Below are 17853 nucleotides of genomic sequence, written 5' to 3'. Positions count from 1 at the left end.
GCTCCGGGCTCGCCCGGGGCGCCTTTCGTGTTCCTGGCCCGCAGCCGGCTGTTTCCGGCCGCAGCCGGCTAGCTCAGGCTGTTGCCGGTGATGGCGGAACTCAACACGGTGGCCAGGCCGCCACCGACCACCGCCGCCGCCAGGCCGATGCTCGGCGACTTCCAGGCCGTCGTCGCCGACCGAAGGCCGAAGGCCACCAGCATGCTCAGCACGAGTGCGATGCCGAACTCGGGTGCGGCACCGGCCAGCGTGTCCAGCGCGGTCGAACGTTGCCCGCTGTTCAGCAGGAACATCGCCAGGACGAAGAGCACGACCGGTACGCCGTACCACACGACGGTGTAGCCAACCGCGGCCAGCGGGCTGCTGACCTCCGGCTCTTCCTCGTCGTCGACCGGGTCCAGCAGGTCGGGCGAGCGACCGGCGAGGAGATCGCCGCTCATCGGCCGCCGCTCGTACGATCCGGTGCCCTGGAAAGCGCCCGTGGAACGCCGTGGCGGCCACGAAGTGTCGTCCCCGGTAGGGGAGTCACCCCCCGGGGCTGTCGAGATCACTGACGTGGCGCTCAGGGCCAGATTCGACGCTCCGGCGACCGCGGCCGAGCCACTTGGCCGAAAGGGGGGAAAGTCCGACGTGTCGTAACGGCGGGACTCGCCCTCGGCGAGTTCATTTTGGCGGGACAGCTCCTGGCGCCAGTCGGTCTCACCGTCCTGCCCGGCGCTCCCTCGATAGTCGGCCCCGCGCCGGTTGGCGCGTTCGGCGGCGAGCCAGTCCGCCATGGGCGGGCGCTCACCGAAACCACCACCGGCGCCCTGGTCGCCGTAGCCACCCCGGCCGGACTGGTCCGCCAGCGGGTCCGGCCAGCGACCGGACAGGTCGCCGTCGCCGTACGCCGGCTTCTGCTGCTCCGACCAGGACGAGGCGCCGCCTCCGGTGGGCAGCGCCCGGGGGCCGCCGGTCCCGGCGGGATCGGTCCAGCGTGACCCGGCGTCACTGCCGGCCGGCAGGGCGCGGGCGCTGCCGTAGGTCGGTCCCTGCTGGGCCGGCCGCTGCCGTTCCTGCTCCAGCCAGGCGGGGCCGCTGGAGGTCGGGGCGCTGGGTGACCGCTGCTGGCGTTCCTGGTCCAGCCAGGCGGGGCCGCTGGAGGTCGGGGCGCTGGCTGATCGCTGCTGGCGTTCCTGGTCCAGCCAGGACGGGCCGCTGGAGGTCGGGGCGCTGGGTGACCGCTGCTGCCGTTCCTGGTCCAGCCAGGACGGGCCGCCGGCACCGCCGTACGCCGGGCCCTGGGGTTCCTGGAGCCGCTGACGTTCCTGCTCGAGCCAGGACAGCCCGCTCGACGTCGACTCGGCGGCCGGGCTGCCGTACCCGGAACGGCCGGGCGGCAGCTCGCGTGGCGTACCCCCGTAGGTGGGCTGCTCCGGGGCGGACGGCCCGGCCGGAAGCGCGCCCGCCGGGGTGCCGTAGGGCCGTTGCTGCGGCGCTGAGCCGCGCGGCGGAAGGCCGCGCTGCGGCTGCTCCTGCACCGACCACGACGGGTCGGACCAGGACGGCTGGTCCGGGCGCGAGGGCTCCGGGCGCGACGGCTCGGACCAGGACGGCTGCTCCGGGCGTGAGGGCTCCGGGCGCGACGGCTCGGACCAGGACGGCCCGGACTGCTGCGGGTACGACGGCTCCGAGCGCTGTGGATAACCCGGCCCCGGCTGTGGGTAGGACGGCCCCGAGCTGCCGGCCGGGAGTTCACGCCGGCCGCCCCCGTAGGGCTCGTCCCGGTACGCGGACCGGCGCGGCGCCTGTCCACCGGGATCCGACCACTGCGGCGGCCGCGGACCCGGCCGGCCACCGGGCGGTGGATAGTCGTCGGGTTCACGCCGGGGCTCCTGCGGGGCCCGCCGCGCCGCCGGACCGATCGGCTCGGCCATGGGCGGCTCGGGCGCCCGCCGGCGGCCCGCACTGCCGGTGGGGTACGTCTGCTCCTCGGCGCGCCGCCGCCGGCCCGCCTGAGTGTCGTCGACCGGGCTTATCGGCCCGGGCAGGGCGCTCCGTGGACGGCTGCCGGGCATGGCGCTCGTCGGCCAGGTCGCACCGGTCTCCGAGGGGCCGGGGACGGAGCTGCTCGGCAGCGGCCCGCCGGGCACCCCACCGACCGGTTCCGCACGCCGCGGGCGACGCCCGCCGTCACCGCCCGGCTCGTCCGGCTTCGTCGACTCGCGACGAGCCGCCTCGGCCCGCCAGGCGAGGACCCGTGGGTCGTCCTCCGCACGGCTCCACTGGCCGGTGTCCGGATCCCGGGTCCAGTTGCTGGTGTCCTGCTCCGCGTCCCAGGAGGCGGTGTCCTCGCGCCAGTTCGTCGGGTTGGCGTTGTAGCGCGGCTTGCCCGGCCGGGGCTCCGGCTGGCCACGCTGGGCCGGCGGCTGCTCCGGCGGTGGCGGCGGGGGTTCGGCATACCGCCCGCGTTCACGGCGCGACGGCGGGGCGGACCGGGCGCCCCAGGTGGTCGCGTCCGGGGAGAGCGCCTGGTCGGAGACGACGGGGATGCTGCCGGTGTCGGTGTGGCCGGCCCAGTTGTCGGTGTCGGCACCGCTCGTCCAGCCGGTGCCACCGGCCGGGGCGCCGCCGCTCTCGGCGGCACGGCGGCGGCCGACCCGGGTGGGCCGCTCGGTGTAGTCCGCCTCGCGGCGCCACGCCGCCCGGTCGTCCTCACGGACCAGGTGACGCGCGTCCTCGGCGGCCGAACGCTGCCAGCCGGGCGCCTCGGTCCGCTCCCAGCGGGGTATGCCGGTGGTGTTCTCCCCCGGCGGCGGGTTGTCGGAACGGTTCCAGGACGGGGCCCCGGTCTCCGTCTCCCGTCGGCGGGACGGCAGCTGGGCGGAGGGCTGCTGCCAGGACGGGGTCTGCTGGGGTTCCTTCCAGGACGGGGTCTGCGTGGACGGCTGCTGCCAGGACGGCGTCTGCTGCGTCTGCTGCGGCTGCTGCGGCTGCTGCCACGACGGTGCCGCGGCGGAGGGCTGCTGCCAGCTCGGCGTCTGCGGCTGTTGCGGCTGCTGCCAGCTCGGCGTCTGAGTCGACGGCTGCTGTGCCGACGGCTGCTGCCACGACGGGTTGCTCTTCGACCAGGTCTGCTCGACCGGGCTGGTCACGGCGGGGCCGTCGGTGCGCCGCCAGGACGACGACGTGTCCGGATCGCTCCGCCGCCAGGACGAGGACGTGTCGGGGTCGCTCCGGCGCCAGGACGGCGTCTCGGCCTCCAACTCGGGGGTGGGCCACGCCGTGCCGGGTATGGAGGGTTTCTCCCGCTCCGCGGCGGCCCGCTGCTCCTCCTCGTCCTGCCAGCTCTCGGTGGTGGAACGCCACACGTGCGACCCGGTGGACGACCGCCACTCGGTGGTCTGCCGCCAGCGCGCCCCGGTGGCCCGCCACTCGGCGGTCTCGGTGCGCCAGCCGACGCCGTCGGCCGGGAAGGTCGGCCGCCCGGTGGAGGTCACCTCGGAGGACCAGCGGTTGGCCGGCTCCACGGCCTGGCCGCCGCCACCCTGGTAGGGCTCGATCTCGGCCTGCTGCGCCCAGTCGTCGGCGCGCTGCTGCCAGGTCAGTGCCTCGTCGCTGGGAGCCATGCTGCCGGTGTCGGTCAGAGAGGCCCAACGGGGCTCCGGCTCCGCGATCTCCGGTTCCCGGGTGGGCCAAGACCCCGCAGCGCGCCGACTGCGCGACATGCGGGTGCCGTAGTCCCACTCCCGTTGGTCCACCTGGAAAGGGTGACGTGCCTGAGACGGAACCGCAACGCCTCAGTGCGACGGCTTGCTCACCCGAGCCGGTATTTCCGCAGATCCAGAACCTTTTCTGCCCTCCACAGGTCAGAACAGCAAATCCCCTGCTCGGGTTCGTCGCACCCGAGAGTTATCCACATGGTGTGCACAGGGCTACCCACAGGAGTCGCCGGGGCTGTCCACAGGTTGTCCAGAGACTCGTCCACCGGAGCAGTTGGGCGGGCGGGTCGGTGATTCGTACAGTGGTCCAGCCTCACGTGCTGACTTTGATCGGAGCGAACCACTGAATCCGGTGCCGGATCAGTCGAAAGGGATGTACCGAGGCGGTTCGATCGTGAGAGCGGCCATGGCCGAGTGGAGGGGGAGTCCGGGGTGTCGATCACCGACGACGCGAGGCCGGAGTCGCGGCCGCCGTCCCAGGGCGGTGGCGGCTCCTTCAACGGGGGCGGCGGCGGGAACGGCAAGGGGCCACAGGACGGTGGTGGCGGCTACGACAAGGCCCCACCCCAGGACGTGGCGGCCGAGCAGGGTGTCCTGGGCGGCATGCTGCTCTCCAAGGACGCGATCGCGGACGTCGTGGAGATCCTCAAGGTCACCGACTTCTACCGCCCGGTCCACGCGACGATCTACGACGTCATCCTCGATCTGTACGGGCGGGGCGAGCCGGCCGACGCCCTGACCGTCGCGGCGGCCCTCGCCGACTCCGGTGACCTCCAGCGCATCGGCGGTGTGCCGTACCTGCACACCCTGATCGAGAGCGTCCCCACCGCGGCAAACGCGGCCTACTACGCCCGGATCGTCTCCGAGCGGGCCATCCTCCGCCGCCTCGTCGAGGCCGGCACCAAGATCGTCCAGCTGGGCTACGGCGCGAACGGCCACGGCGGCCGCGACGTGGACGACATCGTCGACCTGGCCCAGCAGGCCATCTACGACGTGACCGAAAAGCGGGTCAGCGAGGATTTCGCGGCCCTCGGCGACATGCTCCAGCCCACCCTCGACGAGATCGAGGCGGTCGGCGCCTCCGGTGGCGTGATGACCGGTGTGCCCACCGGCTTCCAGGACCTCGACCGCCTCCTCAACGGCCTGCACGCCGGCCAGCTGATCATCGTGGCCGGTCGTCCCGGTCTCGGTAAGTCGACCGCGAGCATGGACTTCGCCCGCAACGCCGCGATCCAGCACGGTCACGCCAGCGCCATCTTCTCGCTCGAAATGAGCAAGATCGAGATGGTGATGCGCCTGCTCTCCGCCGAGGCGCGGGTGCCGCTGCACACGCTGCGTTCCGGCCAGCTCTCCGACGACGACTGGACCAAGCTGGCCCGCCGGATGGGCGAGATCAGTCAGGCGCCGATCTTCGTGGACGACACGCCGAACATGAACCTCATGGAGATCCGGGCCAAGGCGCGCCGCCTCAAGCAGCGCCACAACCTGCGCCTCCTGGTGATCGACTATCTCCAGCTGATGTCCTCGCCGAAGAAGACCGAGAGCCGTCAGCAGGAGGTCTCGGAGCTCTCCCGTGGCCTGAAGCTGCTGGCCAAGGAGATCGAGTGTCCGGTGATCGCGGTCAGCCAGCTGAACCGTGGCCCCGAGCAGCGCACCGACAAGCGGCCCCAGCTGTCCGACCTGCGTGAGTCCGGCTCGATCGAGCAGGACGCCGACGTGGTCATCCTGCTGCACCGTGACGACTACTACGACAAGGAGTCGCCACGCGCGGGCGAGGCCGACTTCATCGTGGCCAAGCACCGTAACGGCCCCACCGACACCGTGACGGTGGCCGCTCAGCTGCACCTGTCGCGCTTCATCGACATGGCGATCTAAAAACGACATTTTCCTCGGTACGGCGTAGTGCCGCCCGAAGAAGAAAGTGGCCGGGCGCGGCGCGTAATTCGTCCGGGGTGGAGACGTGCGCCGCGCTTCTGGGGGCCGGGGGTGCTATTAGTCCTCGCTGTCCGGGCTGCGGTGATTGGTCACCAGACTTTCGATCTCGCGTGATGTGCCAGCAGAGGCGTGCTGGACTGTTTCCACGATGACGCGAGCCAGGGTTTCCACGTTCCAATCCCGGCAGGCCTGCTGGTCGAGGCGGAGGTCGACGAGCCGGCCGTCCGCATCGACGGTGGCGTGGACGACGCCGTCCTCGGATTCGGCGCTCACCTGCATGGTGGCCAGGCTGCGCTGGAGCTCGTCCACTCCGGAACGCATCTCCTCATACCGGCCGTAGACGTCTTCCAGGTCGTTCCGCAGGGAGTGATCGGTGATTCCAGTCACGGTTCTTCCTCCGTTCGCCGCGACAGTGGGGGGCGAGGAGACAATACCCAAGATCCGCGACGTTGCGTATTCCAGTAACTTCGTAACGCACACGAAAAGAGAAGCCTATCGAAATAGTTCACTCTTAAGTAGCGAAATGACTCCGTCTTGTAATTACTATGAGTGATGAACGCCACCGTGCTGGCAATTCAGCGAGCAAAAATCGATGAGTTCTTGCGGGGCAAAACGCGCAATATGGAGCCGCGGCGCTTCCGAGCAGTCACTCTGAGTTTCGGCCGGGATCTTTGCCGGACAGCATGAAACCTTCTTGAAGAGGTCCGCCCGCGGAGTCGAGGACAGCCAGCACGGCGGCGATGAGCGGCTCCCGGTCGCCGTCTACGACCACCGCCCGCTGGCCGGCCACGAGTCGTCCGGGAAGGTCCGGGTCCACCTCGCCGATGCGCCGGGGCAGCCACTTGCCCCGCGCTGACCACCGATTCCCGGCCAGGAGAAGGAAGTCGGAGGCCGCCAGCATCAGGGTCGCCGCCAGATAGGCGAGTTCCACCGGGTCGGTACAGCCGCGCAGATCGTCCACCAGATCGGTCAACAGGTACCGCTGATAGTCGACCGTCTCGGCGTCCGGCGCCGCAGGACCGGCCGCCAGCAGTGCGACGGCCCGCTCCTGGAAGGCCGGCGCCGCGCCGTCACCACCGGCCAGGATCACGCCGTCGGCCACCATCCGCAGCAGTGGAGTACGCCGCCGCTCGGCATCGACACCCCAGTAGTACTCGATCGAGGTCTCCGTCTGCACGAACAGCTCGACGATCCAGCCCTCGAACCGCAGCGTCTCCCGAAACGGGGCGGGCGGCCCGTCCAGAACCACGACGATGTCCAGATCCGACCACGGCGTCCGTCGCCCGGTAGGCGCGCTCCCCCCGAGAAAGGCCGCAAGCGCCCCCGAAAACCGCTCCCGCACAAGCCGCGCCGCCACATCCACGGGCCGATCACCAGACATAACCCTCACCGTGGCACAACCCGCACAGCGAGGCACGCCAATACCCGTCCAGCCGCGGAGCGGTCACCCCAAGCTGGACGGCGGTGCACTCAACGTCCCCGCAAAACGCCGCCGGTGTCGAGGCAAGCGATTTGCCGACGCAGCGGGGTGTGCTGCGGCGGGAAATCGCCTGCCTCGACACCGGTTACAAGGCGTTTTGCCGCGGAGCGAAGCGCAGCAAAGCTAGCCCAGCGTTTTGCCGCGGAGCGAAGCGCAGCAAAGCTAGCCCAGCTCAGTCGAAGAGGTCGTGCAAGAAGCCGCGCCGGCGGTAGTGGCCGTGGTGGGCGCGCCGGTAGTGGCCCCGGTGCCCGTACATCGGCGCGGCGGGCGGGTAGTGGGCGGCCGGCGCGCCGTAGGCGGGCTGCGGCGGAGGCGGCGCGTAACCCGGCTGGTGGTGGGCCGGCGGCGGGGGCGGCGGGGGAACCGGCGCTCCGGTGCCGGGCCGGTTGTTGTAGGTGGCTTCGGCCGCGAAGAGCTTCTCGAGCTCGCCACGGTCCAGGAAGATTCCGCGGCACTCGGTGCACTGGTCGATCGTGACGCCGCTGCGCTCGTAGACCCGCATCTCGCCGTGACACTTGGGACAGGTCATATGCATTTCAATGACGGTACAAGGCTGTGTCATGCCGTGGGGCGGAAGAAGCTGTGTGCTTGCTGAGTGCGACCGGAGAACATCCGCAGGGCGGGCGCCCAGAGCAGTAGGGCGACCGGGTAGAGCAGGTAGCCGAACCGTGTCGTGGGCATCAACAGGATCGCGGCGAGAAGCCCGTATCCGCAGAAGAGGGCGGCGGTGGCAGCGGTACGCGGTGGGCGGCGCACCAGGAGCACCCCGATGACGGCGGCCGCGGCCACGAGCAGCCCGGCGGCGATGTAGCGGCCGCCGGGAACCGCCTGGGAGATCAGGTACCCGGGGAACGGGGACTGTGCGGGGCTCGTCACGAGGCCGTGTCCGAGGGTGAAGCGGAAGACGTTCTCGATGAGGGCGTCGGGGTTCACCAGCAGGGGCGGGAGCACGGCGAGCACCGGGATGCCGAGGGCGCCGGGCAGCAGGCGCCGCCAGGTGCCGGTGGCGATGGACAGCGCCGCGAGGACGGCCACCACGGGGAGCGCGAAGAGTTTGAGCCCGGCGGCCGCGCCGACGGCGACTCCGGCCCATCCGGGGCGGCCGCTCGCGAACAGGGCCAGGGCCAGCAGGCACAGCGCCAGTACGGGGATGTCGTCCCCACCGGTGGCGAGGGTCAGCGCCGTCACGGGCAGGACGGTGGCCGCCTGCATCGCCCGTACGATCGAGGGGTTTGACGGACGCAGAAGGGTGACGGCGGCAACCAGCGCGGCCACCGTGACGATCGCGAACCAGATGCGGGCGTCGGTCCACCAGTGATCACCCGCGATGGCCCGGGGCAGCCCGAAGAGGGACATGCCGGGTTGGTAGGGGCGGTAGCCGAGCAGGCGTTCGTCGAGCGGGATGGCGGCGATCTCGGCGCGGCTCAGGTAGGGCGTGCCGGTGTGCAGCAGCGATTCACCCATGTGCTCGACGACGACCACCTCCTCCTGGGCCCGGTCGGTACGCCCACCGGCCCGCTGCGCCGCCTGCACGACGAGCGGAAGCATCGCCACCGCTCCCCAGGTGGCCCAGGTCAGGATGTCGCGACGGCCCACCACGTACACGAGCAGTGCCGCGGCCAGATAGCCGCAGGCGGCGATCGCGCCCCACGCCCGGTGTGGCAGCAGCGTCGACGTGAGGGCGGTGACCAGCGCGAAGACCGCGGAGATCGTGTAGAGGAGCAGATCGACGGCCCGATCGGACGGCTTGGTCACGCGGGCAAGTTTGGCAGACGGCGCACAGGCAGCCGGACCACCGAACCCCCGTCGTGCAGTGCCACCGCCAGCACGCCCGGCCGTCCGCCCGAGCCGCGCCGCAGGACGCTGAGGAATCGGACCGCCGAGTACGGCCGGGCGAACAGGTGTCCCTGCCCGGCCGTGCAGCCGAGCTGCCAGAGGGCGTGCCGTTGCGGTTCGCTCTCGACGCCTTCGGCGACGACCGTGAGGTGCAGGTTGCGGGCCAGGTCGACGGTGGTGCGGATGACGGCGGCCGCCTCCGCCGAGGTCTCCACCCCGGCCACGAACTCCCGGTCGATCTTGAGTTGGTGCACCGGGATCCGGGAGAGCACGGAGAGCGACGAGACACCGGTGCCGAAGTCGTCGATGGCCAGCTTGACACCGGCGTTGCGCAGCTCGGCGAGGGTTCGTTCGACCACGTCGAGCTGACTCACGGTGAGGGTCTCGGTGAGTTCGAGGACCAGCCGGTTCGCCGGGACGTCGTGCCGGGACAGCCGGGTCAGCACGGCCGCCGGGAATTTCGGGTCGAGCAGGCTGCGCGGCGACACGTTCACGGCGACCGGCAGGTCGAAGCCCGCCTCCCGCCAGGTCTGGAGGGCGAGCAGCGACTGCTCCAGCACCGCGTCGGCGAACGCCGGCAGCTGCCCGGACCGTTCGACCGTCTCGAGGAACTGCACCGGAGTGAGATTGCCCTGCTGGGGGTGCCGCCACCGGGCCAGCGCCTCGGCCGCGACCACCTCGCCGCTGCCCAGGTCGACGATCGGCTGGAAGTCGACGGTGAACTCGTGCTCGGCCACCGCGCGCCGCAACTCGCCGGTGAGCACCAGCCGGTCCAGGTCGGCGGTGTCCCGGGAGTGGGCGTAGACGAAGGTCGGTTCGCCGGCGCGTTTCGCCTGGTACATGGCGATGTCGGCGCGGCGCATCAGCTCCTCGACGCTGCCGGTGCCGGCGGCCAGGGCGATGCCGCCGGCCGCCTCGACGGTCAGCTGCATGCCCTCGACCTCGATGCCGGCGTCCAGGGCGGCGAGCATGCCGGTGGCCCGGTGCCCGGCCAGCGCGGGCGTCGGCAGAGCGGTGAGCAGCACCGCGAACTCGTCACCGCCGAGCCGGGCGACCAGGTCACCGGGGGCGGCCGCGTCCCGCAGCCGGCCGGCCACCTGGCGCAGCACCTCGTCGCCGGCGGCGTGCCCGAGCGTGTCGTTGACCTCCTTGAAGTGGTTCAGGTCGATCAGCAGCAGGGCGAAGAGGCCGGTGTGGGCGGTGGACCGGAAGAGACGGTCGGCGTGTTCGTACAGCCGGCGGCGGTTGGCCAGGCCGGTGAGCGGGTCGTGTGCGGCGGCATGCGCGTTCTCCGCGGCGATGCGGGCCAGTTCGGCGTACGCCTGGGCGTTCCGGATGGCGGTGCACACCGCCGACGCGAAGGTACGCAGCTTGTACTGCTCGACCTCGGTGAGCCGGACCGTCCCGCCGAACCGCAGGCGCAGCACCCCGACCCGGACGCTGCCGTCGTGCGCCACCAGGTCGACGGTGGTCTCGTCGGGCGGCGAAGGTGTGGTGACCAGCAGCGGGCCGTCGGCGAGGACGTGTGTCTCGGTGGCGCGTACGGTCCGGGCGGCCAGGTCGATGGCCGCCTCCACCGCCGAGAAGATCTGCGCGGCCCGCGTCGTCGCCGAGTGCAGCACCTGGGTGAGGTCCACCGCGTTGAGCTCGTCGGTCGCCTTGGCCAGACGCTGCCACGACTCCCGTTCCTCCCGGGTCCGGACGCTGCGGGACTGCCACAGGTGCATGCACACCACAACGAGTGGGACGACCAGCAGGAGCAGCGGGTTCGTGCCGGTGGCCAGCACGCCGACGACGATCAGGGTGGCCGCCAGCTCACCGAGATGCAGGATGAGCTTGGTGGTCCAGTCGTGCAGCGCGACCTGCCACAGGCTGCCGCCGGTCGCGACCGACAGCACCGGTACGAAGGCGAGGTGGTCGACCACGATGAAGGCGATCAGCGCCGCCACGATCGGGAGCATCGGGAAGGGTGGCCGGACCAGATCCGGCTGGACGTCGAAGAACAGGAAGACGGCCGCCGCCGCACCGGTGGTGAGCGCGCCCTTGGCGATGCCGAACGCGGTCTTCTGCGGCCCGAGCCAGCTCAGGCAGCGGATCACGGTGATCGCGGCAATCGTGCAGAACACCACCCAGGGCGCCGGGATCAGCGTCAGTCCGATCAGGACCGGGACCTCGCCCCAGGTGTTGCTGTCGACGTTGGACTTGACGCGGACGTGCACCCGGACCCGGTTGGCGATGATCAGGCCGGCGCCGAAGACGGCCAGGACCAGTGGGTGCGGGGGTGGGCCGGGGAGGCTCAGCGCGTACGCCAGGAAGCCCGCGGTGGCGCAGACCCCCAGAACGACGACGAGACCGATGAGCAGCCGAAGCCGCTGATCGGTCACGTTTTCGTCGCCTCGTGTGCGAGTCATCGATTCCTTGTCGTAGCCGAGCGCGACCGGATCGTCGCTCAAGGCTCAACCTAATTGATAAGCGTCTGTCCGCGCATTACGCGATTTTCAGCCCCACTCTTTTTCGCCGTACATGGCGTTTCCTCCACTTTGTCCGCTGTCGTCCTGACAGGGGATAAGTTAGGCGCGTGTAACGCTGATTTCCAGCAGATCGTGTCGGTATGCGCAGTATGCGGCAATAGCCTGCCACGCCATCACGGACAGTTTCTGAATGGAAACTCATTGCGATGAGAATCGCATCGTCCAGCCGTGACGAATTCTATTTCGTTACCACCTAGATGCCCCCTGAGCAGTGTGGACAAGATGTGAAGGGCAAACGAACTAGGCTTCCGGTATGCCCCAGGAAAGCCAACTCACCCACGTTGACGAGACCGGCGCCGCCCGGATGGTCGACGTTTCCGGCAAAACCGTGAGCGACCGCCGTGCCGTCGCGGCCGGCCGGGTCCGTACCACCGCTGAGGTCATCGACCTGCTGCGCCGTGACGGCCTGCCCAAGGGCGACGCGCTCGCGGTGGCCCGGCTGGCCGGGATCATGGGCGCGAAGCGGACACCCGACCTGATTCCGCTCTGCCACCCGATCGGGTTGCACGGCGTGAAGGTCGAACTGGAGCCCACCGCCACCACGGTCGAGATCACCGCGATCACCAAGACCGCCGACCGGACCGGCGTCGAGATGGAAGCGCTCACCGCCGTCGCCACGGCCGGCCTCGCGCTCATCGACATGATCAAGGCGGTGGACCCGGCGGCCAGCATCGAATCGGTCCGGGTGCTGCGCAAAGAGGGCGGCAAGACCGGCGAGTGGATCCGCCCGGAGGACCGGCCGTGACCATCCGGGCCCGCGTGATCGTCGCCTCCAACCGGGCCGCGGCCGGGGTCTACGCCGACACCAGCGGCCCCCGGCTCGTCACCGGGCTGCGCGAGCTCGGCTGCGAGGTGGGCGAGCCGGTTGTCGTACCGGACGGTGACCCGGTCGCCGAAGCGCTTCGCACCGCCGTCGCCGACGGCGTCGACGTGGTCCTGACCAGCGGCGGAACCGGCGTAACACCAACCGACCGCACGCCGGAGGCCACCCGCGGGCTGCTCGACTTCGAGATCCCCGGCATCGCCGAGGCGATCCGCGCCCACAGCCGCGACCGGGTCCCCGCCGCCGCTCTCTCCCGCGGGCTCGCCGGGGTGGCCGGCCGCACCCTGATCGTGAATCTCCCCGGCTCGACCGGCGGCGCCAAGGACGGGCTGGCCGTGCTCGGGCCGCTGCTCGCGCACACCGTGGACCAGATCCGGGGCGGCGACCACTGACGCTTCGAACCAGATCCGGACCAACTCCGGGGCGGCGACCACTGAGCGATAGGCTTCGCCGGTGACCGAGTCGACCCCTGTGGACTGGGAACTGGCCCGAGCCCTCGCCTTCGCGGCGGGGCAGGCCGCGGCGGGCGGCGCCGAGGAGATTCCGCTGGGCGAGGCCGACGGCCGGACCCTGGCCGAGCCGCTGCGCGCCCTCACCGACCTGCCGGCCTTCCCCACCTCGAGCATCGACGGTTGGGCGGTCCGCGGTCCGGCGCCCTGGCGCCCGGTCGGCCGGGTCCTGGCCGGCGGCACCCCGCCCCCGCTCACCACGGACGGCGACTGCGTCGAGATCGCCACCGGCGCCATGGTGCCGGAGGGCGCCACCGCCCTGGTCCGGATCGAGGACTCGGCAACCGGCCCGGACGGCCGGGTCACCGGCGAACCGAGGGCCGTCCCCGACTGGCGCCTGCCCGGCGAGGAGGCGCACCGCGGCGAGGAGTTGCTACCCGCCGGCACGGCGATCGACCCGGCGGTCATCGGTGTCGCCGCCACCTGCGGCTACGAGACCCTCCAGGTCCGCCCGGTCCCGCGCGCCGCACTCCTGGTCTTCGGCGACGAACTGCTCACCGCGGGCCCGCCCGGCAACGGCCGGGTCCGCGACTCGCTCGGCCCGCAGGTGCCGTCCTGGCTGCGCCGTTACGGCGCAGGAGTGGGCACGGTCACCGGCCCGGTCAAGGACACGCTCGACGCACACCTCGACGCCATCCGGTCCGCCCTCGACACCGCCGACCTGGTCTGCACCACCGGCGGCACCATGCACGGCCCGGTCGACCACCTGCACCCCGCCCTCGCCGAGCTGGGCGCCGAGTACATCGTCAACACCGTCGCGGTGCGCCCCGGCTTCCCGATGCTCCTGGCCCGGGTGCCCGGCCCGGACGGACGCCCGCGCTTCCTCGCCGGCCTCCCCGGAAACCCGCAATCCGCGATCATCGCCCTGGTCACCCTGGTCGCGCCGCTGCTGGCCGGCCTGCGCGGCCGCGATCTGCCCCCACTGCCGCAGGTCACCGCGGGCACGAGGATCGCCGGCCGCGGCGACTTCACCCACCTGGCCCTCGCCGCGCTCGACACCACCGGCCGGACCGCCACCCCGGTCGGCCACGTCGGCTCGGCCATGCTGCGCGGCCTCGCCAACTCCCACGGCTTCGCCGTCGTCCGCCCCGGCACCCAGGCCGCCGCCGGCGACACCATCGGATTCCTGCCCCTTCCGCTGACGCCCGGGGAGCGCCCGTGACCACCGAGAACCCCACCGAGACCGGCGCCGGCGTCATCCGGGCCGAGGTGATCGACGCACCGCTCGATCTGGCCGCTCACGAGGCCGACGTCGCCGACCCCCGGGCCGGTGCGGTGGTCTCGTTCCAGGGCGTGGTCCGCGATCATGACCACGGTCGCGGCGTCACCCTCCTGGAGTACGAGGGTCACCCCACCGCCGCCGCCATCCTCCGCGAGGTGGCGTCAGAGATCGCCGCTGACCCGGCGGTCTACGCGGTGGCCGTCTCACACCGCATCGGAACCCTCCAGATCGGCGACGTCGCCCTGGTCGCCTCGGTCAGCACCGCGCATCGCGCGGCCGCTTTCGCCGCGTGCGCCCGCCTGGTCGACGAGGCCAAGGCCCGCCTGCCGATCTGGAAACGCCAGGTCTTCCACGACGGCACCGAAGAATGGGTCAACTGCCCTTAAAACCCACGATTTCGTACGAGAGTGCCAGCCCTCGACGAACAATGGCAGTCCCGTAGCGCACCGCGAGCCGGGTGCCATTCAAGCCCGTGCCGCGCCCGCCGGGCTGAGATCGCGGGCCAGGCTCCGTGGATCAGCCGCCGCGTGGGAGAGGGATCGCCGCGGGGCGGGAGGCGCGGCCCGGGCGCGGGGTGGGCAGGGACGGGGTGCCATGCCGCCACGGGAGGGTGTTGACCAGCAGGATCAGGGCGAAGGCCGGGATGTTCCAGGGCAGCGACCAGGACGGTGGCGCCAGCAGGGCCAGGTAGACGAGCAGGGCCCCGGCCAGGAACGCGCCGCCGGTGAGACGGGTGGAACGGGGCAGCCGGCCACCCAGGCGGCGGCGCATGCCGGTGTCGGCGAGCACCAGAACGGCCGGGAGCAGCCAGAGCGTCTCGGCCGAGGTGGACACCGGGCCGGTGATGGCGCCGGTCAGGCCGACCAGGGTGAAGGCCGCCACCTCGTCGCCGTCGGTGTGGGCCGAGCGGGCCCGGATGAGGCCCACGGCGAGCAGCAGCATCCCGAAGGCGAACCAGACCAGCACCGGTGGCGCCGGGAAACCGTAGAGACGGGCCATCACACCGGCCAGTGACTGATTGTCCGGGGCGCTGACCGGGGCGGGGCGGTCCAGTTCCCACATGACCGTCCCGTACCAGGAAAGGGTCTCGTCGGGAGCCACCGCCAGCGTGGCCAGGGTGACCACCGCGGCCGTGAACAGGGCCGTCACGGCGGCCCGGCGCTGCTTGGTGAGCAGCAGGAAGACGATGAAGAGCAACGGTACGGCGCAGAGCGCGGCGGCCAGACCGCTGCCCACGCCCGCCCACGAGCCGGTGATCCAGATCCGGCGCAGACGACGACGGAACCTGTCCGGGAACCAGTGCGGTCCGCGGTCCAGGGCGGTGCGGCGGCGCGGGCCCGGCAGGTCGGCCAGGATGCGGTGCCGGGCACGCTCGGCACGGCGCAGGGCGATCAGGTCGGCGGCCAGCAGGGCGAGGATCAGCAACTCCGGGCGGCCCAGGCCGATGGTGGCCCGGACCGGTTCGGAGAGCAGCGCGCACGCGGCCGCGGCCAGGACGAACGGGGTGCGGCGGCGACCGTGGCGACGGGCCACCGGGCCGGCGACGACCAGCGTGGTCAGCAGGAGAGCCGCCACCCCGGCCACGGCCAGCAGCCAGCCGGCGGCACGCAGCGGCAGCAGGGTCAGGGGTGCGAGCAGCATGGCCAGTGCGGGTGGCAGCGCGGCGCCGGCCTGGTTGCCGGGGGCGCGGTAGGCGTACAGGTCCGCGCCGTCGAGCCACCCCCGGATGGCGGTGTGTTCCACGGCGAGGGTGCTCAGCGCGTACCGCTGAAGGTAGAGAGTGATGACCGCCAGGGTGAGCAGGCCGCCGAGAACGACCAGCCCGAACCGCATGCGCGCAGCGTTGTGCGCCCCTCTTCGCTTCGCCGGCATGGCGCGACCCCCGTCTCGTTACCGGGCACGGCATGGCCTGCCGGTCGACCCGCCGCTCGCACGAAGGGCGAAGCGGTCGGGATCGGCGGCACGTCGTAGCCGAGCGGAAGCGAGCTTAGAAGGCGCAGACCGACCGCGCGGTCCCTTGTCCGCTTTAACGCAAACGCCGCGATAAGGTTGTTATCCGGGCAATCTGCGCGCCGTGGCGGCGGCCGTCGCGGCGATCCTCGCCTCCCGTTTCGCGGTGCGCACGGCTCGGCGCACCGACCGCTGGCTGCGATCCACCGCGTGCGTGGTGCGGTAGCGCAGACTCGGCCGGCCCTCGGTGTCGGCGGCGGCGAGCAGCAGCCCGCCGAGCAGACCGAGATTGCGCAGCAGGTGATCGCGGTCACCCTTGTCGGTCGCGGTGTGCGGGATCAGGCCGACCGCCAGCACGGCGGCGGAGAGCCGGGTGAACCGCCCGGTGGCCAGGGCGAGACCGGCCAGCACGTCGGCGGCCGCCTTGGCCCGCACCAGGGTGACCGGATCGGTGGGCAGGCGCGGGTCCGTGCGCTCCAGCAGCGGCGTCACCCGGTCGGTGAACGGGCGGACCGCTTCAGCCCGCTCCTCGGGGCGGGCCAGGGCACGGATGCCGTCGAACACGAAGATCGATGCCAGCATGGCTCGGGCTGCGGTGCGTACGGGCCTCATGCCCCGGTTATACCCGTAACCGGCCGACTACACCGGCTGTGTTCTGAGGTAGCGGCCGAAGTGCGGGACGGTGAACGCCACCGTCCCGCGCTCGCCGGAGTAGATGAGTCCTTTTTTGATCAGTGCGTCGCGGGCCGGCGAGAGGCTGGCCGGCTTACGGCCCAGCGAGGTGGCGATGTCCGACGTCGGCACCGCGGCGTCCATGTCGTTGCCGGGGTCGTCGGAGAGCGCCGCCATGGCCCGCATGTACTCCCGCTCGGCCGGGGTGGCCCGCTCGAACCGGGAGCCGAAGAAGCCGACCGCCAGCTCGCCCTCGGCCTCGGGCGCGGCCACCCGGACGTCGTCGGCGGTGATCGGCGACTGCGGCGCGTGATCCCAGGTGGCCTTCCCGTACGCCTGGACGAAGTACGGATACCCGCCGGACTTCTCGTAGAGCAGGTCCAGCGCCTCCTGGTCGTAGTCCACGCCCTCCCGCTCGGCCGGCACGCCGAGCGCCAGATCGGCGGCGTCCCGGTCCAGCCGGTCGATCCGTGCATACCGGAACAGCCGCTCGGAGTACGACTTGGCGGCGGACAGCACGGCCGGCAGGTGCGGCAGCCCGGCGCCCACCACGATCAGCGGCGCGCCCAGCTGGGACAACTCGTGGCAGGCCGCGCAGAGCGCCGACACATCGGTGGCGCTGAGGTCCTGCATCTCGTCGATGAACAGGGCGATCCCGGTGCCGACGTCGGTGGCCAGCGAGGCGGCGTCGGTGAACAGCTCGACCAGGTCGATCTCGATGTCGCCGGAGTCGGCGCGGCCGCGCGCCGGCGGCACGTCGATGCCGGGCGCCCAGCGGTCCCGGATCTTCGCGTTGGTCTCGTTGGCCCGCAGCGCGAACGCCTTGAGTACGCCGAGCACCTCGTCCACCCGGTCCGGGTCGCGGTGGTGCGGGGCCAGCTCGCGGATCGCCATGTGCAGCGCGCCGGAGACCGGGCGGCGCAACGACTGGTCCGGCCGGGCCTCGATCTTGCCGGTGCCCCAGAGGCGGCCGATCGCGGCCGAACGCAGCGTGTTGAGCAGCACCGTCTTGCCCACGCCGCGCAGGCCGGTCAGGACCAGGCTGCGCTCGGGACGGCCGCGGGCCACCCGCTCCAGAACGACGTCGAAGGCGTCCAGCTCGCGACCGCGGCCCGCCAGCTCGGGTGGGCGCTGACCGGCGCCGGGAGCGTACGGATTTCGCACCGGATCCACGCGTAGCACCGTATCGGGCCG

At 71.8% G+C, this 17853-nt stretch carries 14 protein-coding genes; 5 read left to right on the top strand and 9 right to left on the bottom strand.

Annotated features, from left to right (window positions below; translation table 11 throughout):
- Window positions 1-68: 68 nt before the first annotated feature.
- Window positions 69-3608 (bottom strand): YML083C domain-containing protein, encoded by a 3540-nt coding sequence (locus BJ964_RS10165; protein WP_188120451.1) that lies wholly within the window; start codon window positions 3606-3608, stop codon window positions 69-71.
- A gap of 525 nt (window positions 3609-4133) precedes the next feature.
- On the opposite strand from BJ964_RS10165, the gene dnaB reads away from it, so the two are divergent.
- Window positions 4134-5576, top strand: a complete 1443-nt coding sequence (gene dnaB, locus BJ964_RS10160) for a replicative DNA helicase (protein ID WP_188120450.1) — start codon at window positions 4134-4136, stop codon at window positions 5574-5576.
- A gap of 117 nt (window positions 5577-5693) precedes the next feature.
- Here dnaB and BJ964_RS10155 read toward each other — a convergent pair whose 3' ends face one another.
- The 5 genes from BJ964_RS10155 to BJ964_RS10135 form a co-directional block, all read right to left on the bottom strand.
- Window positions 5694-6023, bottom strand: a complete 330-nt coding sequence (locus BJ964_RS10155) for a YbaB/EbfC family nucleoid-associated protein (protein WP_229807302.1) — start codon at window positions 6021-6023, stop codon at window positions 5694-5696.
- Window positions 6024-6282: 259 nt separating this feature from the next.
- A complete protein-coding gene (locus BJ964_RS10150; RefSeq protein WP_188120449.1) occupies window positions 6283-7017 on the bottom strand; it encodes a nucleotidyltransferase domain-containing protein in 735 nt (244 codons plus the stop codon).
- A 271-nt stretch (window positions 7018-7288) separates the two neighbouring features.
- Window positions 7289-7651, bottom strand: coding sequence for a TFIIB-type zinc ribbon-containing protein (locus BJ964_RS10145; protein ID WP_188120448.1), 363 nt, complete (start codon window positions 7649-7651; stop codon window positions 7289-7291).
- 23 nt (window positions 7652-7674) lie between these two features.
- Window positions 7675-8871, bottom strand: a complete 1197-nt coding sequence (locus BJ964_RS10140) for a glycosyltransferase 87 family protein (protein WP_188120447.1) — start codon at window positions 8869-8871, stop codon at window positions 7675-7677.
- Window positions 8868-11363 carry a putative bifunctional diguanylate cyclase/phosphodiesterase gene (locus BJ964_RS10135; RefSeq protein ID WP_188126877.1) on the bottom strand — a complete coding sequence of 832 codons (2496 nt, stop codon included), beginning with the start codon at window positions 11361-11363 and terminating at the stop codon, window positions 8868-8870. Before BJ964_RS10135 ends, BJ964_RS10140 begins: the two co-directional genes overlap by 4 nt.
- 373 nt (window positions 11364-11736) lie before the next feature.
- Here BJ964_RS10135 and moaC point away from each other — a divergent pair, with 373 nt between their 5' ends.
- From moaC to BJ964_RS10115, 4 genes are all read left to right on the top strand, one after another.
- Window positions 11737-12228 carry a cyclic pyranopterin monophosphate synthase MoaC gene (moaC, locus tag BJ964_RS10130; protein ID WP_188120446.1) on the top strand — a complete coding sequence of 164 codons (492 nt, stop codon included), beginning with the start codon at window positions 11737-11739 and terminating at the stop codon, window positions 12226-12228.
- Window positions 12201-12698 (top strand): MogA/MoaB family molybdenum cofactor biosynthesis protein, encoded by a 498-nt coding sequence (locus BJ964_RS10125; protein WP_188120445.1) that lies wholly within the window; start codon window positions 12201-12203, stop codon window positions 12696-12698. Before moaC ends, BJ964_RS10125 begins: the two co-directional genes overlap by 28 nt.
- A 61-nt stretch (window positions 12699-12759) precedes the next feature.
- Window positions 12760-13977 carry a molybdopterin molybdotransferase MoeA gene (locus tag BJ964_RS10120; RefSeq protein WP_188120444.1) on the top strand — a complete coding sequence of 406 codons (1218 nt, stop codon included), beginning with the start codon at window positions 12760-12762 and terminating at the stop codon, window positions 13975-13977.
- Window positions 13978-14012: 35 nt separating this feature from the next.
- Complete coding sequence (locus BJ964_RS10115) at window positions 14013-14423, top strand: molybdenum cofactor biosynthesis protein MoaE (RefSeq protein WP_372450906.1); 411 nt, start codon at window positions 14013-14015, stop codon at window positions 14421-14423.
- A gap of 130 nt (window positions 14424-14553) precedes the next feature.
- On the opposite strand, the gene BJ964_RS10110 is transcribed toward BJ964_RS10115, so the two are convergent.
- From BJ964_RS10110 to BJ964_RS10100, 3 genes are all read right to left on the bottom strand, one after another.
- Window positions 14554-15870: a glycosyltransferase family 87 protein gene (locus BJ964_RS10110; protein WP_229807304.1), complete on the bottom strand. Its 1317-nt coding sequence runs from the start codon at window positions 15868-15870 to the stop codon at window positions 14554-14556.
- A 219-nt stretch (window positions 15871-16089) separates the two neighbouring features.
- The gene (locus tag BJ964_RS10105; RefSeq protein ID WP_188120441.1) at window positions 16090-16599 is read right to left on the bottom strand and encodes a DoxX family protein; all 510 of its coding nucleotides are present in this window, start codon (window positions 16597-16599) and stop codon (window positions 16090-16092) included.
- Window positions 16600-16626: 27 nt separating this feature from the next.
- Window positions 16627-17832: an ATP-binding protein gene (locus BJ964_RS10100; RefSeq protein WP_188120440.1), complete on the bottom strand. Its 1206-nt coding sequence runs from the start codon at window positions 17830-17832 to the stop codon at window positions 16627-16629.
- Window positions 17833-17853: the final 21 nt, after the last annotated feature.

Origin of the sequence: Actinoplanes lobatus (assembly GCF_014205215.1) — a bacterium.
In the GTDB taxonomy this organism is placed as follows: Bacteria; Actinomycetota; Actinomycetes; order Mycobacteriales; family Micromonosporaceae; genus Actinoplanes; species Actinoplanes lobatus.
The sequence above is the reverse complement of the archived record's forward strand: the minus strand, read 5'-3'. Positions and strand labels throughout refer to the sequence as shown.